The 22,128-nt window shown below is 60.7% G+C and carries 25 protein-coding genes and 1 tRNA gene; 9 read left to right on the top strand and 17 right to left on the bottom strand.

The genetic code is table 11. The annotated features are described in order from the left end of the window. Position 1: 1 nt before the first annotated feature. A complete protein-coding gene (locus tag ACK6BI_RS20015) occupies positions 2–502 on the bottom strand; it encodes an MFS transporter (RefSeq protein ID WP_260522585.1) in 501 nt (166 codons plus the stop codon). A gap of 99 nt (positions 503–601) precedes the next feature. On the opposite strand from ACK6BI_RS20015, the gene ACK6BI_RS20020 reads away from it, so the two are divergent. Further along, on the top strand, positions 602–2,656 hold the full coding sequence (locus ACK6BI_RS20020; protein WP_409318424.1) for a S9 family peptidase: 2,055 nt from the start codon (positions 602–604) through the stop codon (positions 2,654–2,656). 205 nt (positions 2,657–2,861) lie between these two features. After that, positions 2,862–3,335, top strand: a complete 474-nt coding sequence (locus ACK6BI_RS20025; protein WP_065258277.1) for a cyclic nucleotide-binding domain-containing protein — start codon at positions 2,862–2,864, stop codon at positions 3,333–3,335. Here ACK6BI_RS20025 and ACK6BI_RS20030 read toward each other — a convergent pair. Continuing rightward, on the bottom strand, positions 3,332–3,616 hold the full coding sequence (locus tag ACK6BI_RS20030) for a hypothetical protein (protein ID WP_409318425.1): 285 nt from the start codon (positions 3,614–3,616) through the stop codon (positions 3,332–3,334). The two genes, ACK6BI_RS20025 and ACK6BI_RS20030, sit on opposite strands and share 4 nt — an antisense overlap. Before the next feature lie 138 nt (positions 3,617–3,754). Between ACK6BI_RS20030 and ACK6BI_RS20035 the strand changes: the two genes are divergently transcribed. From ACK6BI_RS20035 to ACK6BI_RS20045, 3 genes are all read left to right on the top strand, one after another. After that, a complete protein-coding gene (locus ACK6BI_RS20035) occupies positions 3,755–4,126 on the top strand; it encodes a YajD family HNH nuclease (RefSeq protein WP_007944009.1) in 372 nt (123 codons plus the stop codon). A 189-nt stretch (positions 4,127–4,315) separates the two neighbouring features. Further along, entirely contained in the window at positions 4,316–4,786 is a 471-nt protein-coding gene (locus tag ACK6BI_RS20040; RefSeq protein WP_007958066.1) for an RNA methyltransferase, read from the top strand. An 81-nt stretch (positions 4,787–4,867) separates the two neighbouring features. After that, positions 4,868–5,245 carry a DUF2892 domain-containing protein gene (locus ACK6BI_RS20045; RefSeq protein WP_409318426.1) on the top strand — a complete coding sequence of 126 codons (378 nt, stop codon included), beginning with the start codon at positions 4,868–4,870 and terminating at the stop codon, positions 5,243–5,245. A gap of 3 nt (positions 5,246–5,248) precedes the next feature. Here ACK6BI_RS20045 and ACK6BI_RS20050 read toward each other — a convergent pair whose 3' ends face one another. Both ACK6BI_RS20050 and ACK6BI_RS20055 read right to left on the bottom strand, forming a co-directional pair. Beyond that, positions 5,249–6,478 (bottom strand): hypothetical protein, encoded by a 1,230-nt coding sequence (locus tag ACK6BI_RS20050; RefSeq protein ID WP_409318427.1) that lies wholly within the window; start codon positions 6,476–6,478, stop codon positions 5,249–5,251. A gap of 20 nt (positions 6,479–6,498) precedes the next feature. Then, entirely contained in the window at positions 6,499–6,948 is a 450-nt protein-coding gene (locus tag ACK6BI_RS20055) for a YcgN family cysteine cluster protein (RefSeq protein WP_065257662.1), read from the bottom strand. 281 nt (positions 6,949–7,229) lie between these two features. Between ACK6BI_RS20055 and ACK6BI_RS20060 the strand changes: the two genes are divergently transcribed. Continuing rightward, entirely contained in the window at positions 7,230–7,823 is a 594-nt protein-coding gene (locus ACK6BI_RS20060; RefSeq protein WP_065257661.1) for a nitroreductase family protein, read from the top strand. A gap of 60 nt (positions 7,824–7,883) precedes the next feature. Here ACK6BI_RS20060 and ACK6BI_RS20065 read toward each other — a convergent pair whose 3' ends face one another. From ACK6BI_RS20065 to rnd, 3 genes are all read right to left on the bottom strand, one after another. Next, positions 7,884–8,816: a D-2-hydroxyacid dehydrogenase gene (locus tag ACK6BI_RS20065; protein WP_260522579.1), complete on the bottom strand. Its 933-nt coding sequence runs from the start codon at positions 8,814–8,816 to the stop codon at positions 7,884–7,886. 106 nt (positions 8,817–8,922) lie between these two features. After that, on the bottom strand, positions 8,923–9,216 hold the full coding sequence (locus ACK6BI_RS20070) for a YcgL domain-containing protein (RefSeq protein ID WP_085703814.1): 294 nt from the start codon (positions 9,214–9,216) through the stop codon (positions 8,923–8,925). Further along, complete coding sequence (gene rnd, locus ACK6BI_RS20075; RefSeq protein ID WP_065257658.1) at positions 9,213–10,346, bottom strand: ribonuclease D; 1,134 nt, start codon at positions 10,344–10,346, stop codon at positions 9,213–9,215. The genes ACK6BI_RS20070 and rnd overlap by 4 nt, the downstream gene beginning before the upstream one ends. A gap of 295 nt (positions 10,347–10,641) precedes the next feature. Between rnd and ACK6BI_RS20080 the strand changes: the two genes are divergently transcribed. Together ACK6BI_RS20080 and ACK6BI_RS20085 are read left to right on the top strand one after the other, a co-directional pair. Then, positions 10,642–11,826 carry a cyanate transporter gene (locus ACK6BI_RS20080; RefSeq protein WP_409318428.1) on the top strand — a complete coding sequence of 395 codons (1,185 nt, stop codon included), beginning with the start codon at positions 10,642–10,644 and terminating at the stop codon, positions 11,824–11,826. 213 nt (positions 11,827–12,039) lie between these two features. Beyond that, complete coding sequence (locus ACK6BI_RS20085; protein WP_409318429.1) at positions 12,040–12,975, top strand: LysR substrate-binding domain-containing protein; 936 nt, start codon at positions 12,040–12,042, stop codon at positions 12,973–12,975. A gap of 3 nt (positions 12,976–12,978) precedes the next feature. On the opposite strand, the gene ACK6BI_RS20090 is transcribed toward ACK6BI_RS20085, so the two are convergent. The 6 genes from ACK6BI_RS20090 to ACK6BI_RS20115 form a co-directional block, all read right to left on the bottom strand. After that, entirely contained in the window at positions 12,979–13,344 is a 366-nt protein-coding gene (locus ACK6BI_RS20090; protein WP_409318430.1) for a 5-carboxymethyl-2-hydroxymuconate Delta-isomerase, read from the bottom strand. Positions 13,345–13,401: 57 nt separating this feature from the next. Beyond that, a complete protein-coding gene (locus ACK6BI_RS20095) occupies positions 13,402–14,328 on the bottom strand; it encodes a LysR substrate-binding domain-containing protein (protein ID WP_409318431.1) in 927 nt (308 codons plus the stop codon). 72 nt (positions 14,329–14,400) lie between these two features. Beyond that, positions 14,401–16,497 carry a DUF6311 domain-containing protein gene (locus tag ACK6BI_RS20100; protein ID WP_409318432.1) on the bottom strand — a complete coding sequence of 699 codons (2,097 nt, stop codon included), beginning with the start codon at positions 16,495–16,497 and terminating at the stop codon, positions 14,401–14,403. Then, positions 16,494–16,880 carry a GtrA family protein gene (locus tag ACK6BI_RS20105; protein WP_409318433.1) on the bottom strand — a complete coding sequence of 129 codons (387 nt, stop codon included), beginning with the start codon at positions 16,878–16,880 and terminating at the stop codon, positions 16,494–16,496. Before ACK6BI_RS20105 ends, ACK6BI_RS20100 begins: the two co-directional genes overlap by 4 nt. Beyond that, entirely contained in the window at positions 16,877–17,578 is a 702-nt protein-coding gene (locus ACK6BI_RS20110; protein WP_409318434.1) for a class I SAM-dependent methyltransferase, read from the bottom strand. Before ACK6BI_RS20110 ends, ACK6BI_RS20105 begins: the two co-directional genes overlap by 4 nt. A 3-nt stretch (positions 17,579–17,581) precedes the next feature. Next, positions 17,582–18,550, bottom strand: coding sequence for a glycosyltransferase family 2 protein (locus ACK6BI_RS20115; protein ID WP_409318435.1), 969 nt, complete (start codon positions 18,548–18,550; stop codon positions 17,582–17,584). Positions 18,551–18,829: 279 nt separating this feature from the next. Between ACK6BI_RS20115 and ACK6BI_RS20120 the strand changes: the two genes are divergently transcribed. After that, the gene (locus tag ACK6BI_RS20120; RefSeq protein WP_065257649.1) at positions 18,830–19,021 is read left to right on the top strand and encodes a DUF1508 domain-containing protein; all 192 of its coding nucleotides are present in this window, start codon (positions 18,830–18,832) and stop codon (positions 19,019–19,021) included. Positions 19,022–19,325: 304 nt separating this feature from the next. On the opposite strand, the gene ACK6BI_RS20125 is transcribed toward ACK6BI_RS20120, so the two are convergent. From ACK6BI_RS20125 to bamC, 4 genes are all read right to left on the bottom strand, one after another. Continuing rightward, positions 19,326–19,415: transfer RNA gene (locus ACK6BI_RS20125), tRNA-Ser, on the bottom strand. An 84-nt stretch (positions 19,416–19,499) separates the two neighbouring features. After that, the gene (purC, locus tag ACK6BI_RS20130; RefSeq protein ID WP_409318436.1) at positions 19,500–20,213 is read right to left on the bottom strand and encodes a phosphoribosylaminoimidazolesuccinocarboxamide synthase; all 714 of its coding nucleotides are present in this window, start codon (positions 20,211–20,213) and stop codon (positions 19,500–19,502) included. Between the two features lie 28 nt (positions 20,214–20,241). Beyond that, positions 20,242–21,003: an MBL fold metallo-hydrolase gene (locus ACK6BI_RS20135; protein ID WP_409318437.1), complete on the bottom strand. Its 762-nt coding sequence runs from the start codon at positions 21,001–21,003 to the stop codon at positions 20,242–20,244. A 4-nt stretch (positions 21,004–21,007) separates the two neighbouring features. Continuing rightward, positions 21,008–22,123 carry an outer membrane protein assembly factor BamC gene (gene bamC, locus ACK6BI_RS20140; protein WP_065257647.1) on the bottom strand — a complete coding sequence of 372 codons (1,116 nt, stop codon included), beginning with the start codon at positions 22,121–22,123 and terminating at the stop codon, positions 21,008–21,010. Positions 22,124–22,128: the final 5 nt, after the last annotated feature.

The following is a 22,128-nucleotide window of genomic DNA, read 5'->3' on the forward strand; positions in this document are numbered from 1 at the left end:
ATTACAGACGCGGCTCGACGCGCCGACGCTGCGGATTGCCCGGCAGGGGTGGCCGGCCATAACGATCATCGCCGGCGCCGCCGAACGGTTGATCGCTGTCGCGCTCGTCATCGGCACGGGCGGCGGCGCGGGCGGCTTCGGCCTGTTCCTTGCGCGCCTTCGAAGCGCGTTCGATCGGGAAGCGGATCAATACGAAAATCAGGTACAGGCCGAACGCGATCATCGCGTACATGAGCAGTTCGGAGATCGCGCGCCAGGCGTTGTTGCCGACCTTGAACGCCAGATCCAGCGCCGTGATGGCGACGGCCGGGGCGAATTTTTCCTTCACCGGATCGATGATGGTCGGGCTGAACAGCAACACCGCCACCAGCACACGCAGCGGCTCGCGCAGCCAGCGCCACATCCAGCGGGTCATGCGCATCCACACCAGCAGGCAGCCAACGGCAGCAAAGGCGTAGAGGCCCCAGGCGATCAGATAGTCGTTCTCGGTCATGGTGTCCATGGCAAGGCAGGCAAAGAGGCGCTTATAGTAACGACTTTTCGCACATCAGGCTTCCCCGCCGTCCGTGCGGTCCTCATTTGTCATGTTCGAGAGCCCTCCATGCCCGTATCCGCCAACGTCACCAGCGCCCCGATTGCCCGCAAGGATGCCGGTCACGACCCGTATGCCTGGCTGCAGGAACGCGACACCGACGCGGTGCTCGACTACCTCAAGGCGGAAAACGACTACCAGCAGGCGCAGACCGCCGATCAGGCCGGACTGCGCGAAACCCTGTTCGAGGAGATCAAGGGTCGGATCCTCGAAACCGACCTGTCCCTGCCGTCGCCGTGGGGTCCCTATCTGTATTACACCCGCACCACGGCGGGGGACGAATACCCGCGTCACTACCGCTGCCCGCGTCCGGCCGACGACAGCCTGACCCTCGACGAAAGCCGCGAACAACTGCTGCTAGACCCGAACGCCCTGGCCAATGGCGGCTTTTTCTCCCTCGGTGCGTTCAGCATCAGCCCGGATCACCAACGTCTGGCCTACAGCGTCGATGCCTCGGGCGACGAGATTTACACGCTGTTCGTGAAGGAGTTGTCCAGCGAGCGTGTCAGCGAACTGGAGTTCCAGGACTGCGACGGCAGCATGACCTGGGCCAACGACAGTCTGACCCTGTTCTTCAGCGTGCTCGACGACACCCATCGCCCGCACAAACTGTTCCGCTACCGACTCGACGGCACGGCCGCCGAAGAGGTGTTCCACGAGCCGGACGGGCGTTTCTTCCTGCATTGCTACCGCGCCAGCTCCGAGCAGCAACTGTTGCTGTCGCTGGGCAGCAAGACCACCAGCGAAGTCTGGGCGCTGGATGCCAATCAGCCGCACCAGGCGTTCACTTGCCTGGCGCCACGGGTCGAGGATCACGAGTACGACGTCGACCACGGCAAGCTCGACGGCGAGTGGACCTGGTTCATCCGCACCAACCGCGACGGTATCAACTTTGCCCTGTATCAGGCCCCGGACACCGGTATCCCGCCGAGCGAAGCCGACTGGCAGAACCTGATCCCGCACAACGATACCGTGATGCTCGATGGCGTGACCCTCAATGCCGAAGCGTTGACCCTGAGCCTGCGCGAAGGCGGACTGCCGATCATCGAAGTGCGCCCGCACGGCCTGGCGCCTTATCGCGTGCAATTGCCGGACGCGGCCTACAGCCTCTACGTGCAAAACAGCTTGGAATTCGAAAGCGATCGCATCCGCCTGCGCTATGAAGCGCTGAATCGTCCGGCTCAGGTGCGGCAACTGATCCTCGCTACCGGCGAACAGGCAGTGCTCAAGGAAACCCCGGTGCTCGGCCCATTCGACGCCGACGCCTACGTCAGCCAGCGCCTGTGGGCCACCGCGCCGGACGGCACGCTGGTGCCGATCAGCCTGGTGATGAAACGCGAAATGCTCGGCAAGCCGGTGCCGCTGTATCTCTACGGCTACGGCGCCTACGGTTCGAGCCTCGACCCGTGGTTTTCCCACGCCCGTCTGAGTCTGCTGGATCGCGGCATGGCGTTCGCCATTGCCCACGTGCGCGGCGGTGGTGAACTGGGCGAAGCCTGGTATCGCGCCGGCAAGCAGGAGCACAAGCAAAACACCTTCAGCGACTTCATTGCCTGTGCCGAATTCCTGATCCTCAACGGCATCACCACCGCGCCGCAACTGGCGATCAGTGGCGGCAGCGCCGGTGGCCTGCTGATCGGTGCGGTGCTCAACCAGCGTCCGGAGCTGTTCGGCGTGGCAATCGCCGAAGTACCGTTCGTCGATGTGCTCAACACCATGCTCGATCCGGATCTGCCGCTGACCGTCACCGAATACGACGAGTGGGGCAACCCCGAAGAGCCTGACGTCTATGAGCGGATCAAGGCCTACGCGCCGTACGAAAACGTCACCGCCCAGGCTTATCCCGCGACACTGGTGATCGCCGGTTACAACGACAGCCGCGTGCAGTACTGGGAAGCGGCCAAGTGGGTCGCGAAGCTGCGCGCAACCAAGACCGATGACAATCCGCTGCTGCTCAAGACCGAACTGGGCGCCGGCCACGGCGGCATGAGCGGGCGTTATCAGGGATTACGTGACGTAGCGCTCGAATATGCATTTGTTTTCAAGGTTCTGGGCATCGCCTGAGGAACTCCGCCGGTCACTCGGGTCTTAATTCCAGACCCAACAGGCCGATAGCACATCAATCCCCTGTGGGAGCGAGCCTGCTCGCGATAGCAATCTGTCAGTCATGTTGATGTTGGCTGACACTCCGCCATCGCGAGCAGGCTCGCTCCCACAGTAGTTCTGTGCAACGCCTTGAAACAGTGAAAACAAAAAAAGACCGCTCGACATGTCAGAACCAACTCTACTGAACAACGAAATCCGCGACTGGCTGATGGACTGCGGCCTGTTCGACCAATTGCAACTGGCGGACTTCGCCGCCGCTTCGGGCTACTTCAGCATCAGCAGCGTGGCCGAAGGCGAAGCGATCTTTCGCGAAGGCGATGCCGGCAGCTTCATGTGCATCATCCACACCGGTCAGGTGGCCGTGCAGAAGACCGGCGCCGACGGTCAGGTCATCACCATGGCCACGCTGCGCAGCGGGCGTGCCTTCGGTGAGATGGCCGTGCTCGACGGCGAGCGGCGCTCGGCGACCTGCGTGGCGGCGAGCAACTGTCAGTTGCTCAACCTCGGCAAGGACTCGTTGGAAAAAATGCTCAACGACGCGCCGAAGATCGCCGCCAAGATCATCCGCGCCCTCGCCGTTTCCCTCTCCAGACGCCTGCGCATGGCCGACGGCCAACTGGCGGCGCAGCAGATCTAGCCGCCGGGGGGTTTGGGTTTGCCTTCAGGCTGCTCGATACCCGGCACCGGCTGATCCCTGGTCGGCGGGCTGGGCATTTCGATCGGCACCAGCGGCGGCCCGCCACTGCCGGAACCGGCCTTGGGAATCGATACCGGGCTGATCTGCGGATACGGTGTCGGTGTTGCGGTGCCGGGCGAACCCGGTTGCGGCGTCGGACTGACGGGCAACGCCTGCTGGGCCTGCGCGCCTGTTGCCGAAAGAGCGGCCAGCATGATCGCTGCCAGAATGCTGCACTTCATCGATGACTCCAATGGCCCCGGACTGGCCTCAGACTACTCCCAACCGCACTTGCGTGCTGTTCCTTTATTGCAGAACACGCCTCGGGCTGAGCTAAACTTCCCCACATCCGTCATTAGTCTTTCTACCAAGGTGAACCCATGAGTTCGTCCACCCCGACCAACACTTCGAAACTGGATCGCATCCTCGCCGACAACCAGCGCGACAAGGAAATGGGCTATCGCGACAAAGCCCTGAAGATGTACCCGCATGTGTGCGGCCGCTGCGCCCGCGAGTTTTCCGGCAAGCGCCTGAGCGAACTGACCGTGCATCACCGCGACCACAACCACGACAACAACCCGCAGGACGGCTCCAACTGGGAATTGCTGTGCCTGTACTGCCACGACAACGAACATTCGCGCTACACCGATCAGCAGTATTTCGGCGAAGGCTCGCTGAGCACGCCGAAGATCGCCAAGGCCACGCACAACCCGTTTGCGGCGTTGGCCGGGTTGATGAAAAAAGAAGACTGAAGATCTTCAGCGCCTGACCCGGCCCTTTCGCGAGCAGGCTCGCTCCCACATTGGTTTTGTGTACGACACCGATCTGTGGGAGCGAGCCTGCTCGCGAAGGCGGCCTGGCAGACACCGCCAATCTCAAACTGAACAACCCTCCCCCAATCCCCGTATAATCGCCCTCTTTTTTCCGAAGGCCCTCCGCTCGTGGCAGACAAACGGTACAGCTGCATTGGCTTGTATAACCCCAAATCACCGGAAAACGTCGGTTCGGTGATGCGCGCCGCAGGCTGCTACGGCGTGTCGACAGTGTTCTACACCGGCAAGCGCTATGAACGCGCCGCCGATTTCGTCACCGACACCAAGCGCGTGCACTACGACATCCCGTTGATCGGCATCGACGACCTGAAAAAGATCCTGCCGCTCAATTGCGTACCGGTCGCCGTGGAACTGGTCGACGGCGCCCGCCCGCTGCCGGAATACACCCACCCGGATCGCGCCCTGTACATCTTCGGCCCCGAAGACGGCTCGCTGGATCAGGAGATCCGCGACTGGTGCGAAGACGTCGTGTACATCCCGACCACCGGTTGCATGAACCTCGCCGCCACGGTCAATGTCGTGCTCTACGACCGCATGGCCAAAGGCCTGAACACCCGTTCCGGGCCGAAATTCCGCTGAAGCGCTGCACATCCGATGGAACGAGCTGACTGCCGGTGCAGTCAGCTTGTTTATCCATCACTCATTGCCTGGAGAAAGATCATGACCGAGCTCAAACGCGTCGAGCGTATCGAATCCACCCCGTTCCAGACCCGTTCCGAACAGAACGTCGAAGGCTGGGAGCGCATCGGCTCGCTGGCCGGCGGCGTGATCATGGTCGGCAAGGGCCTGCGCCGTGGCGGCGTGTTCGGCCTGATCCAGGTGGCCATCGGCGGCGTGGCCATGGCCCGAGGCATCACCGGCCACAGCTCGGTGAAAAGCCTGCTGGAAAAAAGCCGTCAGGACATGAACAACGTGCGCACGAAGATCGAGCGCGCCGGTGAAGAGCTGAGCAAGCTGAAAGCCAATGCCGAAGCGGCGACCAAAACCGCGACCGTGACCGGCAATGATTCGGTGAAGTCGCCTGAAGCCGGGGTTTGACGGCTAGCGAAGCAACCCCGTATCAAGGACTTTGGACGACTCGCCGATGACGCTCTCGGCGAGTTGCCCGAACGCCTTGGTATCCACCGTTCCCAGATGCATCGCCCCGCGCAGCACATCATCCAGCGACCGTTTGTTGCGGGTCTTCAGACGAATTTCACGATCCAGTTCCTGCAGCAGCAAAACTGCTTTGGATACCTGCGCCGGGTCGATCTGTTCACCGCGCAAGGTCGTTACCTTCTGGCTGTCCTTCGCCAGTTTCAGCTGCAACGCCTGATAGCGTTCATCACTCATGCCACCCGCACGACGCACCAGTTCGACGGCGTAATACTCGGCGAAACCTTCCTTGATCCAGTCGCTGCGCTGCTCGTCGTTGATCCGTGCGAACACTTGCGCCAACTCGCGAACCAAAGGGCTGCTGCCGCTTTCGCTGACCATGGGCAATCGGGTATTGAGATAGATGGACTCGTGTGCGCCCATGCTGCCGCGCCACATCGGGTCGTTGGCGCCGACGATCAGCAGCTTGCCCGGATGGCGTGGAAACACCGCTTGCACCTGCGGCCAGACGAATGTCAGCAGCGTCAGCACATCCATCCGGCGCATGCCTTGCCCTTGCGGCGAGGCCACCGTCACTTCGGTTTCCCCCAACCGCGTACGGCGGCTGCCAAGGTGGCCGGCCAGCATCCAGCCCGTGGGCCGGTCGAACAGACGGGATGGATTGTCGATGCGGAATTTGTTCTTGCCGATGCGTGGCCAGGCGGTTTCGACGCTTTTCCAGCCATCGGGCAATTCGAATTGCAGACGCGAGACCAGTTCAACGCCGTCCTGCTGATCGAGTTTGGCCGGCGGCACCAGTTCATCGCCGCGCATCAGCGCCCAGGTCGGAGTCATGCGCGTGTCGAAGCTGCCGCTCTTGCGGCCGTGGCTGATGCGTACGCGGTAGGTCAGGCTGGCCTTGTCCGCCGTCGGGCGCCATACGCCGCGCGCGTGTTGGCCCGGTGTCAGTTGCCATTGGCCATCGGCCTTGAAGTCGCTGTAGCGGCTGCCGTCGCCGAGGTCGAATTCCAGACTGCGCACGGCCTCGCCTTTGGCCAGGGTCAGGCTCACTTGCGCCTGATCGCTTTGCGGCAACAGGCGCACGTGGTAATCCAGATCGACCTTCTTGGCCGCCCATACCGGCGCGCTCAGCGCCAGCAATCCGACGATCAACGCCCGGCGCAATCCCGTCGCCATACCTGCTCCTTGGTCAGTCATTAACCTGCGCGGAAAATCAGGTGATCTTCCCAGTCCTCTTCCGGCACGCTGCCTTCGGCGAGCATGCGCCCGGACTGGGAAATCCGTTCGTGGTGCACCGCGTCGCGATCACCGCAGACCAGGTGGTGCCACAACGGCAGATCCTTGCCTTCGCTGACCAGCCGATAACCGCAGGTCGGCGGCAGCCATTTGAATGCTTCGGCCTGGCCCGGGGTGAGCTGAATGCAGTCCGGAACAAACTTGATGCGGTTCGGATAATCGCTGCACTGGCAGGTTTTCAGGTCCAGCAGCTTGCAGGCGATGCGTGTGTAATAGACGCTGTTGTCTTCTTCATCTTCGAGTTTCTGCAGGCAGCACAGTCCACAGCCGTCGCACAGCGATTCCCATTCCTCGTGATCCAGTTGATCGAGGGTTTTGCGTTTCCAGAACGGTTCGACTTTGGCGGCCATGGCTCAAGCATCAACATCAGGTGGTGAAAAGGCCGCCAGTCTAGTGCCCAAGGCCCTGTGGGCCAAGCGTCGGCGACTGCCGGTTGTGCAGGGCTTGTCAGTTTTTTCGCGGCCAAGTAGCTTTGCCAGTCTCAAGAAGCCGGGCCGGAGGCCATTGACGCTCGACCGCGTTGCACTCCGGTGAACTGCACGGCTTGAGACTCGACCCCCATCGTTCAGCCCAACTGATCCCGCCGGGTTTCGCTTCCAACCTGTTCTCAAACGTAGCAAGGAATCTCTCGATGAGTGCCAACCCTCGCGTTGCCGATTACGCCATTCACCCGCAATTTACCGATCGCTGGTCGCCCCGGGCCTTCACCGGCGAAGCGATTCCGGAAGAAACCCTGCTGAGCTTCTTCGAAGCCGCACGCTGGGCACCGTCGGCGTACAACTCGCAGCCGTGGCGTTTTCTCTATGCCCGTCGCGACACGCCGAACTGGGAGCGTTACCTGGGCCTGCTCAATGAATTCAACCGTGCCTGGGCGCAACATGCTTCGGCGCTGGTGATCGTGATTTCCAAAACCACCTTCACCGCACCGGGTGCGACCGAGGAAACACCCGCGCTGTGGCACACCTTCGACACCGGTTCTGCGTGGGGCCACCTGGCATTGCAAGCGAGCCTGAGCGGCTGGCATACCCACGGCATGGCCGGCTTCGATCAGGAGCTGACCCGCAAGGAGCTGAACATTCCGCAAGGTTATGCACTGCACGCGGCAGTCGCCGTCGGCAAGCTGGGTGACAAGGCCACCCTGGCGGACTACCTGCAGGCACGGGAAGTGCCGAGCCCGCGTCGTCCTTTGAGCGAGCTGGCGGCCGAAGGCGACTTCACCCTCTGAGCCACACCACAAGAAACACTGTGATCGTTCCCACGCAGAGCGTGGGAACGATCTCTAGAGTCAGTAACCGCGCGCGAAATCCACTTCCCCGCGCAACGCCTCGCCCGCCTGGTAAGCCCGCAGGTTATCCAGAAACAACTGCACCATCATCGGCGGCGATGTCGGTGCCGAGCTGTGTCCGGTCAACAGCAAGCCCCATGCGGTCCAGAACGGATGACGCTGCGGCAGCGGCTCCTGACGGCAAACGTCGATCACCGCACCGGCCAGATGGCCTTCCTTCAGCGCTTCCACCAGATCCGCATCGACCACCGCCACACCGCGTCCGGCGTTGATGAACAACCCGGTCGGCTTGAATTGCTTGAACAGCGCTGCGTTGTAGATGTCATGAGTGTGCTCGGTGTTGGGCAGCAGATTGACCACGTAATCCACTTCACCCACCAGCCGTGGCAGGTCAGCCATCGAACCGACTTCGACAAACGGCGCCTGCTCCCGGGCGCTGCTGGCGATGCCGTACAGCACGACGCCAAATGGCAGCAGGAACTGCGCCACGCTCTGGCCGATATCACCGGTGCCGACGATCAGCACCTTGCGCCCCACCAGACTCTGGCCGGTGCGGTTGTCCCACTTTCGCTCGACCTGACTCACCAGCCGGGCCAGCACTTCACGCTCGTGACCGAGCATGTAGGTCAGCACGTACTCGGCCATCACCTGACCGAAAATACCGACCGCCCGGGTCAGGCGGTAATCCCGACGCAAGCCGTCGGCCAGCAGCGGCGTGATGCCGGCCCAGGTCGATTGCAGCCAACGGGGCTGATGGCCCTGACGCAACAAGGTCGCCAGCAGATCGGGCTGCCCCAGCCATACGGGGCAATCGACAGCCTGACGGGCCAGCTCGGCGGAGTCGCCGCTGGTCAACACTTCAAGCTCGGGAGCTGCCTGACGCAGCAGCCGGGCGTATACAGCGTGGTCGTGTTCAGCAATCAGAACGCGCATCTTCAAACCTTTCGCAAACCGTGCAGACGACCGCCCGCCTGGGGGCAGTCATCGCGGTAAAAACAGTTCCAGGGATTACAAGAGGCCCAGGACAGGGCCTCGCAGGTCAGACCGGGTCGTTGCGTCGCAGCAACTCTTCCGGCAAGTGCTCGATGTACTCTTCTTCGGCCGGCGGCATCTGCAGGTGGTAGCCCTGCTTGTCGAGGTTCTCCAGCACCACGGCGATGTCTTCGCTGGCCAGCTTGCGCTCGGGGGTCAGCACCAGATCGAAGGAATGCTTCGCCTTGCCGAAAGCCGCCATCAGACCTTCCGGCACGCGCTCCAGGGCATCACTCTTGAGCACGTAGAGGTACATGCCGCTCTTTTTCGAACTTTGATAAATGGAGCAAATACGTTTCAAGGCTGTTCTCCGGCGGTGGCCAGGCTGTCGAGCAGCTTCTGGCCCATCAATTCGCGACGCCAGCCACGCAGCGAATCAGGCAATTGGTAAGGCCCCTCGGGGAAGCCGCTCTTGACCAGCGCTTCGAGGGTTTTCTTGCGCAACATCAGTTCCGGCGCGATCCCCAGACGTTCGGCTTCGGCCTGACCGAGGGCCCGCAGCCGTTTGATCAGCGCGGCGGCTTCGATCGGCAGCGGCTCCGGCACGGCCGGCGGCCACTGGTCAGGCCCCACACTGCCAGAGCGCTTGATCAGATCAAGCAGAAATTCGCCGTCCTGACGCACGGTACGCGGATGCATGTCTTCGATCTTGCCCAGCGCGCTGAGGCTGTCCGGCTGCGTGCGGGCCAGCGGCCACAGCGAATGCTCACGGACAATACGATTGCGCGGCAGGTCGCGGGCACGGGCCTCGCGCTCACGCCAGGCGCAGAGTTCGCGCAACACGGCCAGTTGAGCGCGGGACAGTTTCCACGCCAGCTTCGCCTCGCGATACACCTCATAGGGATCGGTCTCGCGGCGCAGGTTGGCGACCAGTTCGGCGCCGTCCTCCAGCACCCAGGCAAATTTGTCGTCGGACAGTTTCGGACGCAGTTGTACGAAAACCTCCGCCAGATGCACGGCGTCTTCGGCGGCATAGCTGATCTGCGTGTCGGACAACGGACGCTGCAGCCAGTCGGAACGGGTTTCGCCCTTCGGCAGTTCGATGCCGAGCACTTCCTGCACCAGACGCGAATAGCCCATCGAGAAGCCCAGGTTCAGGTAGGCAGCCGCCAGTTGCGTGTCGAACAACGGCGCCGGCAGGCTGCCGGTCAGGCGCAACAGGACTTCGAGGTCTTCGCTGCAGGCATGCAGCACCTTGAGCACCGCCGGGTTTTCCAGCAACGCCGCCAGCGGTTGCCAGGCGTCAATGGTCAGCGGGTCGATGAGATAGGCACGTTTGCCGTCGCCGACCTGCAACAGGCCGGCAATCGGATAGAAGGTGTCGACCCGCATGAATTCGGTGTCGAGGGCAACGAAAGGCAACTGCTGCCACTCGGCGCAAAACCGCGCGAGGCTATCGTTGTCGCGAATCCAGTGAATATCGATGGCCACACGGCTCTCCCTTCAAGAATGGCGCGCAGTATATATCGCCATCGGTGCTTTCCGCGCCTCCGCAAGGTCTGTGCTTTGATGAAATCTCCCACCTGATAACAAGAATAGTCTTACAGAAAGATTCCGCAGACTCGGTTCCTGGCCAGGACTGCCTCCTGTCTGAACCGCCAATGAACCTGTCAAACCCGCCAATCGACTGGCTATCGACTTTTTAAATACCACCCGGGATTTTCTGATTTGCCACCGGCGGCACTGCGCTCGCTTAATCGCTGGCCGCTCGCTCAAAGGTCTGAACATGGAAAACACACGCGCCACCTCCCGCCCTGCTGTCTGGCTGATGCTTGGCATCATTCTGGTCGCCCTCAACCTGCGCCCGTCGATGGCCGCCATCGGGCCTTTGCTGTCGGCGATTCGCGGCGATATTGCGCTGAGCTTCAGTCTGGCATCGCTGTTGACCATGCTGCCGGTGATGGCGATGGGGCTGGCGATGTTCTTCGGCGTCGGCATCAGCCAGCGCCTCGGCGAGCAACGCACGGTGGTGCTGTCGTTGCTGATCATCGGAGTGGCGACCCTGTCCCGGCTGTTTCTCGATTCGGCACCGCAACTGATCGTCAGTGCCGTCCTGGCCGGGTTCGGCATCGCGCTGATCCAGGCCTTGATGCCGGCGCTGATCAAGTCGCGGTTTCCCGGCAACGTGGCACTTTGCATGGGGCTCTATGTCACGTCGATCATGGGCGGTGCTGCATTGGCCGCCTCGCTCGCGCCACGGGTGATGCTCGATACCGGCAGCTGGCGCGCCGGGCTCGCGATCTGGGCGGTATTGGCGCTGCTGGCGTTGGTGTTCTGGTGGTCACCGCGCGATGCAGCACAGCCCGGCACAATCACGGCAGTGAAGAAAAAATCCTTCATCAATCATTCCCGCGCCTGGCTGCTCGCCATCTTTTTCGGTCTTGGTACGGCGTCCTACACCTGTGTGCTGGCCTGGCTCGCGCCGTATTACGTGGAAAAAGGCTGGAGTGAACAGAATGCCGGTCTGCTGTTGGGTTTTCTGACGGCCATGGAAGTGATTTCAGGCCTGGTGGTTCCGGCGATTGCCAACCGAAGCCGTGACCGGCGCCTGGTGCTTGGCGCCCTGCTGGTGCTGATCATTGCCGGGTTCTGTGGGCTGATCCTCAGCCCGCAATACCTGAGCCTGCTGTGGCCATGCCTGCTGGGGCTGGGGATTGGCGGGTTGTTTCCGATGAGCCTGATCGTCTCCCTCGACCACCTCGACAACCCGCAACACGCTGGTGGTCTGACGGCTTTCGTACAAGGTGTCGGTTACCTGATCGCGGGCCTTTCACCGCTATTGGCCGGGGTGATCCGCGATCGACTGGGCAGCTTCGAGTGGGCCTGGTGGTCGCTGACAGCAGTGATGATGGTCATGCTGCTGATGGTGCTGCGTTTCGACCCTCGACATTACGCCCGGCACTTTCACTGATCGGGCGTTGTGCACGGGTCTTCCCCTCTCTGGCTAAAGGCTTCTGGCCATCTTTTGCACGAAGGATTTGACACGTCGTATTACTAAAACTTTCTGTCCCACAACTGTCCGTGAAAAATCCTACAGGGCTTCCTCCTGGCACCATCGTTCCGTTACGATCATGCGCACACGTTTGCGCGGATTCGGCGCAAGGAGCACAGCGAGACGGAACGGATGCTGAACAGTAACTTGCTTAGAAAGCTCGACATGCAGGATCTCATGGTGTTTGTCGCCGTGTATGAGCAAAGCAGCGTCACCGATGTGTCGGAGGCGCTGTTTGTCAGTCAGTCCACCGTCAGTTACTGCCTGAAGAAACTGCGCACCAGTTTTGAAGACGAGCTGTTCGTCAACACCCGCACGGGCATGCGCCCGACCTACAAGGCCAGCAGCATGTATGGCCACGTGCAGAAAATCCTCGAAAGCATCAACCTGTGCCACGCCGGCGCCCCGGCTTTCGATCCGATGGCGCAGCCGGTGACCTTCAACATCTGCGCTCCGGAATACTTCGAACAGCTGATTCTGCCGCGCATGTTGAAGCGTTTCGACTTCGACGATCTGCCGGTGATGGTCAACATGCACAAGTTCGAAACCGACGTCCCGGTGCAGGAACTGCGCGACGGCAGCCTCGACCTGGTGATCTGTTTCGGCCCGCACTTCCACCGCAGTCATGCCGACCTGAAATCCCGGATGCTGCTGGAGGATGATCTGGTCTGCGTCTTCGACAAACGTGCGACGCCGCTGGAGCCACGTCTCAGCCTGCAAGCGTTCACCGAGCGGCGGCATGTGTTCCCCACGCCCTGGACCTCGACCACCAACATGGTCGATGGATGGCTGGCGCGGCAGGCACAGAAGCGCCAGATCGTCGCCCGCTCCAACAGTTACAGCGCCGCCTTGAAAATGATTACCGGAACGGATTTCATCCTGACCCTGCCTCGCCGGATCCAGCGCTTGCTGACCAACGACGCGGTGTTCAATCACTGCGAGGCGCCCAACGGCCTGCCGGGTTTCACCCTGGACATGCAGTGGAGTCACAACGTTGATCAGGACAGCGCCAACCTGTGGCTGCGTGAGCAGGTCATCAAGACCTGCGCAGAACTGGAAGCGGCTTGAGTCCTACATGCCGATGGCGGTTTTGCTGTAGGAATCGCGGTCGATATCCAGTAACTCCACACACAGCTGGACTTCGACCCCGGCCGGCCAATCGCACAACTCCTGCAGCACCGCGAGCAGGCTTTGCGAAAGTTGTTTCTTGATTTCCGGCGAGCGGCCGCTGAGCAGCGCCAGCTTCACGTGCACGAAGGCGCGCTCGCCAATGCCGGTACCGACCTTGAAGGTTTCGACCTTCACCGCACGGCTCTTGATATCGAATTCCGCCGCGAACTGACCGGAACCCACCAACGTGTTATTGAGCCGGATCAACGCCACATCGGCGTTCAGTTGCGGCAGGTTGGCGGTGTATTCCATGTGCAGGTGTGGCATCGAAAGACTCCAATCGGTCGGCAGAAAGGTCGTACATATACCACAGCAACGGCTGACTCACGCCAACAATGGCATCACCGGCCGCTCGCTCATGAATTGCTCCAGCCGCGAGCGCAGCCAGCGCTCGGCCGGGTCGCTGTCGACATGGCTGAGCCAGACCATCGACAGGTCGAGCGTCGGGGTCTTGAACGGGAAGGCTTCCTTGAACAGCAGCCCCGAGGCGGCCATGGCCTCGGCCGTGTAGTCCGGCAGGCTGGCGATCAGATCAGTGCCCGCGAGCAGCGCCGGCAAGGCGCTGTATTGCGGCACCGACAACACCACCTGACGGGTGCGACCGAGGTCCGCCAGCCACTCATCGGCATAGCCACTGACATTGGCCGTATGGGAAACCAGTACGTGCGGACGTGCGCAATATTCGTCGAGGGTCAACGGGGTGTCGGACTTGTCGGCGCGCAGGATGCTCGGCTGGATATGTCGCAACAGCTTGCGCTTGGCATTGGCCGGCAGGCCCCGGGTCTGGCTGATACCGACGGTGATGTCGCCAGCGGCCAGCAGATCGGGAATTCGCCAGTAATCGACATGCTGCACCACAAACACCACGTTTGGTGCTTCCTGGCGCAAGGCGCGCAACAGCGGCGGCAACAGACCGAACTCGACATCGTCCGACAGGCCGATGCGGAAGGTCATGGTGCTGACGGCGGGATCGAAATCACGGGTCAGGCTCAGCGCCACCGACAGCGAGTCCAGCGCGGGCTTGAGATGGCGATAGATGTCTTCGGCGCGGGCTGTCGGTTCCATGCGATGACCGACGCGAATGAACAATGGATCGTTGAGCATGGTGCGCAAGCGATTGAGCGCCGAGCTGATGGTCGGCTGGCCGAGAAACAGCTTTTCCGCCGCCCGTGTCACGTTGCGTTCGAGCATCAAGGTTTCAAACACCACCATCAGGTTGATGTCGGCCTTGCGAAGTTCATTGCGGTTCATCCATTGCCCCCTGTCCCCGAATTGCGGGCAGTGTAGAAAGGCTGCAGGGGACGCGTCCATCAAAACGGTGCGTCATTGCACCGTCAGAGACTTCAGCCCCAGGCCCATGATCCGCGAATCGTCGTTGATACCCAGCTGCCGGGGACTTGTGGCATCCGGCAATTGCAATTCGATGGTCAGCCGGTCATCGCTCGCAAGGTGCTCACCGAGCGCTGTGCTGATTGGAATCTCCAGACGATTGCCATGGAATCGAGTCAGACTCGTGCTCAGTACCTGCTCGCCATTCAAGCTCACGATCACTCGCTGGACGGGGTGCTGTGGCTGGACGAAGGCCAGTGCGTCGAGCACGATTGAACGCGCCTGCGGCACCAGGCGCATTTCGATTTTCGCCTGTTGCCCGTCCGTCCACGTGCCCCAGTTTTCCGGTGTCGACCAGCCGTCGGCCAGTTGTCGATTCCGATAGTTGAACGTCAGCGTTTGCCCAGGCACCGAGAGGGGAATCATGGATATCCGCTGCCCCTCATCCTTGATCGACAGGCACTGTGCGCAGCGTTTCCACCCGGGAGCGAGCACAATGAGGCCGTCCACACGGGTCAACAGATCGGTTTCACTGTTGATGCTTTTGGCTGCGTCCGCCAGGACATCGTCACTCAGGATGTACAGCGAGTCTGCGTCGTAATGCCCCGAGTCGAGCATGCCTCGCGCTTTCTGCTGCGCCAGCGTCAGTGCCGAAGCACTCACACGCGCCAGATAGACGGCATCGGTCTTCATGCCGTGGGCTGCGGCAAACCCGGCAATCACCTGCCAGCGATCGTGCTGGTTCTGCGGCATCAGACTGCGTACATTCGCGTAATGCCCGGCAGCGCTAGCCCAGAAAGGATCGTGCAGCGGGCTGTTCCAGGCCGCCGATGGCGCAAGCATTTTCCCCTGTCTCAGCCCAAGCCAGCCGTTGCGGGTATCGGCGACCTGGACCACCAGTGCCGTGGCGAGCAAAAAAATCACAACTCGCGGTCGATAACTACGCACCACCAGAAAAAGCACGCCCAGGACAAGGGCATACAGCACCGGCCAGAACATCCGCCCCGAGGCCCGGAAGACATTGGCCAGCTTGAGGATCATCTCCGGCAGCGGGTAGCCTACGGTCAATGCGCCGATCCCGATCTGATTCGACAGCGCGAAGATCCACAGTCCGAACAAGGCCAGCAACAGCCATGGACGGGCGCGCACCATACCCTTCAAGGATTGGCGGTTGCCCACCCAGGCAATCAGCGCCACAGGCACCAGCAGAAGCACGCCCAGCCCCATGTAATTGAAGCCTTCAAAGTCATCTTCGCGTTTTGGCAAATTCGGCAGGATCAGGGACCAGCCCGCCGGATCGACCGGGGACAGCACATTCATCCGGTACAAACCGAAACCGGCCGAGGCCGCACCGTCGGCAATGCTGAAATAACCGGCCTGCCAGCAGCACCCACTCACCAGCGCAAACAGCAATCCACCTTCGATGAGCCCATGACGCGGGGTCAATTCACGGCTGAATGCCTTGCCCAGCAGATCCGCCAGCCAGATCAGGGCCACCATGGCCAGCAAGTAGGCGTGCACCCATGATGTAACCGCCAGCAACGTCCCCCAGGCCCAGCGGCGTCGACGCAGGTCCGGCACCAGCGCCAGATACAGCGCGGCCAGAATCAGGAAATGCCCCGCCAGGGAAAGGTGCGCGCCCATGCGCAGAAACATGGCTGGCGAGAACACCAGCAGGCCCGTCCCCAACAAACGGATCACGGGATGGCCACTGATCAGCCCGAGCAGTTTCCAGCCGAACCAGGCTTGCAGGACACAACATGCCAGCAGCCACAGCCCGAAATACTGGAAGGTGTCCGGCAACCACGCACTGAATGGCTTGAACAACAGCGCCAACAAGGGATTGGAGTCGGAAAAGATGATCGAACTGCTCAATTCCAGGCCATAGGACGGATTGAGCCCGAGCGGAAAAGTCCATGGCGAATATCGGAAGAATTCCCAGCCCAGATAATGCGTCGCCGGATCACCCTGCTCCAGCCAGGCAATGTCTTGCGGATTAAGCGCTGGCGGCCCGATTACCAGGAAAAACACCAGCGCCCCCAACAGCAACGGCAGCAAGAAGAGCGCCGGATGCTCGCGCACATCCTTCATCGATAGGTCCAGAAGTTATGCAACACGAAAGTGAATGCCGGAATGGTCATTGCGACTGCCAGGATGCCCAGCAGGTAATGCAGCCCGGCCATCTGCGCAACCCAGGCGACGAACATCGCCAGGAAAAATCCTCCCGCCGAAACCAGCAGGAATCGCAGCAACGTCTTGCCGTGCAAGCGGGCCGAAAAACTCCAGGTGGTGTTGATCACGTAGGAAACCACCGTCGCGACTATAAATGCCACGCCGTTGGCCAGCGGTGGCCAGGGACTCACGCCCTTGATGAACGACACTGCCACCAATGCATGCAACGCGGTGACGAACAGTCCCGTCACGGCAAAGCGCAAACCGCGCCGGATCAGCGCGTCTTTCTCGGCAGACGTCACGGTTTGCGCGCCAGCACAAAAACACTCAGACCAGCCAGGCGATTCATGCCCATCAAGGGAAGCTCCAGGCTGCACAGGGTCTTGAGCAGTGTATTAACCAGCGGATGATGTTTTTTCAGCTGCGAGCGCGGTTTCGAACCACCGGGAATCAGGCGCGACGCAACCGCAATCGGGAACACTGCGCCGAAGTAATAAGCGCCCTTCTCGACCGTCAATCCGGCGTTCCTTGTCAGAGACTCGAACTGTCTCAGGGTGTAGCGGCGTTTGTGCTCGAGGAAATCATCGTGCCCGCTCCACATGAACTGGAACGCCGGCACGGTCATCAGGAAGCGGCTGCCCGACGGCACTTTGTCGACATAGGACTTGAGCAACCCCAGATCGTCGTCAACGTGTTCCAGCACATCCATCAGCAACACCAGATCGGCGTCCACGGTATCGATCGCACGGCGGTAATGCACCGGTTTGCCACCCGTGCTGGCAGTGGATTCGGCGGGGTAGCTGATGTCCACGCACCAGGCCTCATGCGCTCCCGTGCGGGCCAATAAATGATGGGAGAAAAAACCAGACCCGGCACCGACATCGAGGATTCTCTTTATCGGTGCCTCGCCCAGCAATCGGCGGGTCGCCGCTGCTTTGGAAGCGTAATACCAATGCTCGCCGATGCTGTCGCCGAGGATATCGGTTTCCTTGAGGTCCATGCTTCAGTCTCTGGATTCGTAAATGCGGCGCACCAGAAAAACCGGTCGGCGCTTCGCTTCGATATAGGTGCGGCCCAGGTATTCACCGAGTACACCGATACCGATCAGTTGCAAGCCGCCGAGGAACGTCACCGCCACCATCAGCGACGCATAACCGGGCAGATCAATACCGTAGATCAGCGTACGCACCACAATGAACATGGCAAAGGCAAATGACACCAGAGACACCAACGCTCCCAGGTACGTCCAGATCCGCAATGGCTCGGTACTGAAACTGGTGATGCCTTCAAGCGCGAAATTCCACAGCCGCCAGCCGTTGAATTTACTCTGCCCGGCCGCCCGCTCCGGGCGCTCGTATTCGACCTGAGTGGTGCGAAACCCGACCCAGGCAAACAGGCCTTTCATGAATCGCCGAGACTCCGGCAGCGTCAGCAACGCGTCCACCACACAACGATCCATCAGACGAAAGTCACCGACGTTCTCCGGTAACGACTGTTCGGCAATCCTGTTGTGCAGGCGATAGAACCAAGTGGCGGAAGTCTGCTTGGCCCAGGAGTCATTGCGACGGCTGAGGCGATGCCCCAGTACCACTTCGTATCCCTCACGCCAACGCTCGATCATCTGCAGAATGACCTCGGGCGGGTCCTGCAAATCGATATCGATCGGCACCACGATCTGCCCGGTACAGATCTGCAAACCGGCGGAAAGCGCAGCCTCCTTGCCGAAGTTGCGACTCAGATCGACGATGCGGATACGCGAGTCGTTTCGCTGGCAGATCAGCAGGCGCTCCAGCGTCGTGTCGCTGCTGCCGTCATTGACGAAAACCAGTTCGAGGCGGATCTGCTCTTCAGGATCGAAAACCTGATGGATGCGCAGGAGAAAGCCGTCGAGGCTGTCCTCTTCATTGAAGACGGGAATCACCAGCGACAACGTCACCGGCCCCGCGTTTTGCGTTCCGTGCGCTTGAGTCAATGGACTGCTCTTTTCTTGTCGTGTCTGTCGGTCGCCGAAACGGATTCGACGCCATGAGCCGTACCGTATTAAGCAGTACCACTGAAGGTCGTGCAAGGGTAGCGCAAGGACGTACCGGTCAATCCGGAGGCCGTTCCTGACGCAGGCCCTCCCTCTTGCAGAAACATTATCGAATGATTGGAAACAAATCCTGGATAGCCAAATGACAAGGCTCCGCTAGGCTTGCGAGCATGCGTCAAACAGGTTGTCGCAATATCCCCATCGCATGGAGCGAACTCAATGTATTTCGAGATTTACAGGCAATCCAAAGGTACCCTCAGCACCGGCAAAGGCCAATGGCGCTGGCGGTTAAGGGCGGGAAACCATGAAACGGTCGCCAGCGGGGAGTCGTATGTGAACAAGGCGGACTGCCTGCACGTGATCGAGTTGATCAAGGGCGTGCACGGGGAAACGCCGGTGAAGGAGATTTGAGACTGGCCGATCACCCTGCCGGTACGAAGAAGCCCCACGGATTTTCATCCATGGGGCTTTTCCAGTACGGGCGTTGATCCTCAGAACTTCTCGGGAATGTGCCGGAAGGGAATCGTGTTATTACGGCGTACTTCCGAGCCTGGCACAGGTTTCGAGACAGTGCTTACGAACTCATGAAATACCTCTCGGAGCTTGTTGGGCTCCTCTCCAGCTTGATGACGTCAATCGATTATCAAGCGGCGTTTTTTTTCAGCACATACAAAAAAGCCCCGCAGCTTCTCAGCTACGGGGCTTTTTCCATGTATGGCGGAGAGATAGGGATTCGAACCCTAGGTACCCGCGAAGGTACAACGGATTTCGAATCCGTCCCATTCGGCCACTCTGGCATCTCTCCAACGGCGCGCATCATAACAACACTTTCGTTGAATGGGAAACCCCTGAACGAAATATTTTCTGTGCTATCAGATGCTTGCGTCGATTAAAGCGGTATGCCCAGACGGTTGGCGACTTCTTCGTAGGCTTCGATGACGTCACCGAGGCCCTGACGGAAGCGGTCCTTGTCCATCTTCTTCTTGGTGTCCTTGTCCCACAGACGGCAGCCGTCCGGGCTGAACTCGTCACCCAGGACGATGGAGCCGTCGCTGAACACGCCGAATTCAAGTTTGAAGTCCACCAGCAAGAGGCCTGCGTCGTCGAACAGTTTGCTCAGGACTTCATTGACCTTGAGCGACAGTTCTTTCATGCGCGCCAGTTGCTCGGCGGTGCCCCAACCGAACGCCACCACGTGGGATTCGTTGATGAACGGATCACCCTTGGCGTCGTCCTTCAGGAACAGTTCGAAGGTGTACGGGTTGAGCTTCATGCCCTCTTCGACGCCCAGACGCTTGACCAGGCTGCCGGCGGCGTAGTTGCGCACGACGCACTCGACCGGAATCATGTCCAGCTTCTTCACCAGGCATTCGGTGTCGCCCAGCAGTTTGTCGAATTGGGTCGGGATGCCGGCCGCTTCGAGTTTCTGCATGATGAAGGCGTTGAACTTGTTGTTCACCATGCCTTTGCGGTCGAGCTGCTCGATGCGCTTGCCGTCGAACGCCGAAGTGTCGTTGCGAAACAGCAGGATCAAGCGGTCAGCGTCGTCGGTCTTGTAAACCGATTTGGCTTTGCCGCGGTAGAGTTCTTCACGTTTTTCCATGATGGGCTCCGCTTGCTAAGTAGATGGGCTAGGCGATGTGGCGCCAGTCGAGCCCTGAATCTTGATCGGCCAGTTGCAGCCAGTCCGGGTCGCACCCGAGGGTGTCGACAAAACATTGCCGGGCCAGCTGCGGCAGGTTGTTCTTGCTGCTCAGATGGGCCAGGACCAGGTGTTGCAGGCCTTGCCAGCCCAACTCGGCCACCAGGAATGCCGCCTGGTGGTTGTTCAAATGTCCCAGCTCGCCGCCCACCCGCTGCTTGAGAAAGTACGGGTAATGACCACGGGCCAGCATGTCGCGACAATGGTTGGACTCGATCATCAACGCATCGAGATCCCGATAGCCATCCAGCACCTGCTCGCAATATGAACCCAGATCGGTCAGCAGGCCGAAGCGTCGCTGTTCCTGATCACTGAAGACATACTGGGTCGGTTCCTGTGCATCATGGGCCACGGCAATGACCCGGATGTCCAGAGCACCGATCTGCAGTTGCTCGCCGCCGGCCACGAAGCCTGCGGGTTCAACCGGTTTGCGCATCCCGCGCAACGTGCCGCGACTGAGATAGACAGGCAGATTGTAGCGCCGAGACAGCAAACCCACGCCATGCACGTGGTCGGCATGTTCGTGGGTCACGAGTATCGCGCTCAGTTGCGCCGGGCTCACACCCAGGCGCAACAGGCGTTTTTCGGTTTCCCGAAGGGAAAAGCCACAATCCACCAGCACATACGTATCGTCACTGGCGATCAGCGTGCCGTTCCCTTGGCTACCGCTGCCGAGAACGGCAAAACGCATTGGATCAGCCCAGGTTGTCCTGAATCACGCTCAACACTTTACGGGCCACTTCGGCCGGCGCGACGGTGTTGATGTTTTTCTCCACGGTCACCTGAACGTTCTCGCCAACCTTGCTCAGGCGAACCTGATAACGCTCGGCACGGGCTTCAACTTCTTCCTTGGTCGGCGCACTGCCGAACAGGCTGCTGAAGAAACCAGGCTTCTCGTCTTTCTTCTCGGCCTTCTCGGCCAGGTTGATGTAGTACAGGCCCAGGCTGCGGTTGATGTCTTCGACGCGCCACTGACCTTGCTCCAGCGCACGCCCAACGCTCGACCAGGCACGGTCCAGATCGGAACCGACGTTCAGGACCGGGTTGCCGCTGCCGTCTTCGCTCAGGCTGACACGACTCGGGGTATCGAAATCACGCGATGCCAGCATCGACACCGAACCGCCCTTTTCGGAAGTGCGGCTCATGCTCGCCAGCAAGTCGTCGACCAGCGCAGCGTCCAAACCGGTGTTGACCGAACGGTTGGTGAAATCGACATTTGCGGTGCTGCCGGCAGGCCGCTCGGCGCTGACCACATAGATCTCACTGGTATTGCGCTGCACGCCCGGCTCGATGCGCACCCGCACGCGGGTTTCACTGTCGGCACCGACGCCGGCGGCGCTCAGGCGCTTGGCCATGGCGGCGGACAGTTCATCGGCATGCTGCCAGGTGGTGGTGAACTCACCGGTTTGCGGGCGTTGTTCATCCAGACGGAAACCGTTGTCCTGGAAGAACTGCACAGCCACTGGCCAGACTTCGGCCGGCGGATGCTGGCCCATGACCCACCGTGAATCACCGCTCTTCTGCAGCGAGTAATCGCTGGCATCGGCGATTGCCGACAACGGCTGAGGACGCGGAACCACATATTCGCCGGTAGCGGTATCGTCGGCGACGTTGCGCGGGATCGGCAGCAGCGGATCCAGACGCTTGGAGGTGCTGACACCTTCCGGAAGTTGCATCGGTGCAGTCTGTTTCGCTTCCAGGTAGTCGCTACCACGGTCACGGAAATAACCTTCCGGGCCCCAGATCCATCCACAGCCACTGGTGCTGGAGATAATCAAGGCAAGTGCGGAAAGTCCGGCCATTCGCTTCATGCGTT

The sequence above is a fragment of the Pseudomonas sp. KCJK9016 genome (assembly GCF_046231795.1).
GTDB classification, from domain to species: Bacteria; Pseudomonadota; Gammaproteobacteria; order Pseudomonadales; family Pseudomonadaceae; genus Aquipseudomonas; species Aquipseudomonas bananamidigenes.

What these genes read in the sequence shown, in the direction of transcription:
- ACK6BI_RS20015 (WP_260522585.1), bottom strand. Translation starts at nt 502, where the DNA reads ATGGACACCATGACCGAGAACGACTATCTGATCGCCTGGGGCCTCTAC.
- ACK6BI_RS20020 (WP_409318424.1), top strand. Translation starts at nt 602, where the DNA reads ATGCCCGTATCCGCCAACGTCACCAGCGCCCCGATTGCCCGCAAGGAT.
- ACK6BI_RS20025 (WP_065258277.1), top strand. Translation starts at nt 2,862, where the DNA reads ATGTCAGAACCAACTCTACTGAACAACGAAATCCGCGACTGGCTGATG.
- ACK6BI_RS20030 (WP_409318425.1), bottom strand. Translation starts at nt 3,616, where the DNA reads ATGAAGTGCAGCATTCTGGCAGCGATCATGCTGGCCGCTCTTTCGGCA.
- ACK6BI_RS20035 (WP_007944009.1), top strand. Translation starts at nt 3,755, where the DNA reads ATGAGTTCGTCCACCCCGACCAACACTTCGAAACTGGATCGCATCCTC.
- ACK6BI_RS20045 (WP_409318426.1), top strand. Translation starts at nt 4,868, where the DNA reads ATGACCGAGCTCAAACGCGTCGAGCGTATCGAATCCACCCCGTTCCAG.
- ACK6BI_RS20050 (WP_409318427.1), bottom strand. Translation starts at nt 6,478, where the DNA reads ATGGCGACGGGATTGCGCCGGGCGTTGATCGTCGGATTGCTGGCGCTG.
- ACK6BI_RS20055 (WP_065257662.1), bottom strand. Translation starts at nt 6,948, where the DNA reads ATGGCCGCCAAAGTCGAACCGTTCTGGAAACGCAAAACCCTCGATCAA.
- ACK6BI_RS20060 (WP_065257661.1), top strand. Translation starts at nt 7,230, where the DNA reads ATGAGTGCCAACCCTCGCGTTGCCGATTACGCCATTCACCCGCAATTT.
- ACK6BI_RS20065 (WP_260522579.1), bottom strand. Translation starts at nt 8,816, where the DNA reads ATGCGCGTTCTGATTGCTGAACACGACCACGCTGTATACGCCCGGCTG.
- ACK6BI_RS20080 (WP_409318428.1), top strand. Translation starts at nt 10,642, where the DNA reads ATGGAAAACACACGCGCCACCTCCCGCCCTGCTGTCTGGCTGATGCTT.
- ACK6BI_RS20085 (WP_409318429.1), top strand. Translation starts at nt 12,040, where the DNA reads ATGCTGAACAGTAACTTGCTTAGAAAGCTCGACATGCAGGATCTCATG.
- ACK6BI_RS20090 (WP_409318430.1), bottom strand. Translation starts at nt 13,344, where the DNA reads ATGCCACACCTGCACATGGAATACACCGCCAACCTGCCGCAACTGAAC.
- ACK6BI_RS20095 (WP_409318431.1), bottom strand. Translation starts at nt 14,328, where the DNA reads ATGAACCGCAATGAACTTCGCAAGGCCGACATCAACCTGATGGTGGTG.
- ACK6BI_RS20100 (WP_409318432.1), bottom strand. Translation starts at nt 16,497, where the DNA reads ATGAAGGATGTGCGCGAGCATCCGGCGCTCTTCTTGCTGCCGTTGCTG.
- ACK6BI_RS20110 (WP_409318434.1), bottom strand. Translation starts at nt 17,578, where the DNA reads ATGGACCTCAAGGAAACCGATATCCTCGGCGACAGCATCGGCGAGCAT.
- ACK6BI_RS20120 (WP_065257649.1), top strand. Translation starts at nt 18,830, where the DNA reads ATGTATTTCGAGATTTACAGGCAATCCAAAGGTACCCTCAGCACCGGC.
- purC (WP_409318436.1), bottom strand. Translation starts at nt 20,213, where the DNA reads ATGGAAAAACGTGAAGAACTCTACCGCGGCAAAGCCAAATCGGTTTAC.
- ACK6BI_RS20135 (WP_409318437.1), bottom strand. Translation starts at nt 21,003, where the DNA reads ATGCGTTTTGCCGTTCTCGGCAGCGGTAGCCAAGGGAACGGCACGCTG.
- bamC (WP_065257647.1), bottom strand. Translation starts at nt 22,123, where the DNA reads ATGAAGCGAATGGCCGGACTTTCCGCACTTGCCTTGATTATCTCCAGC.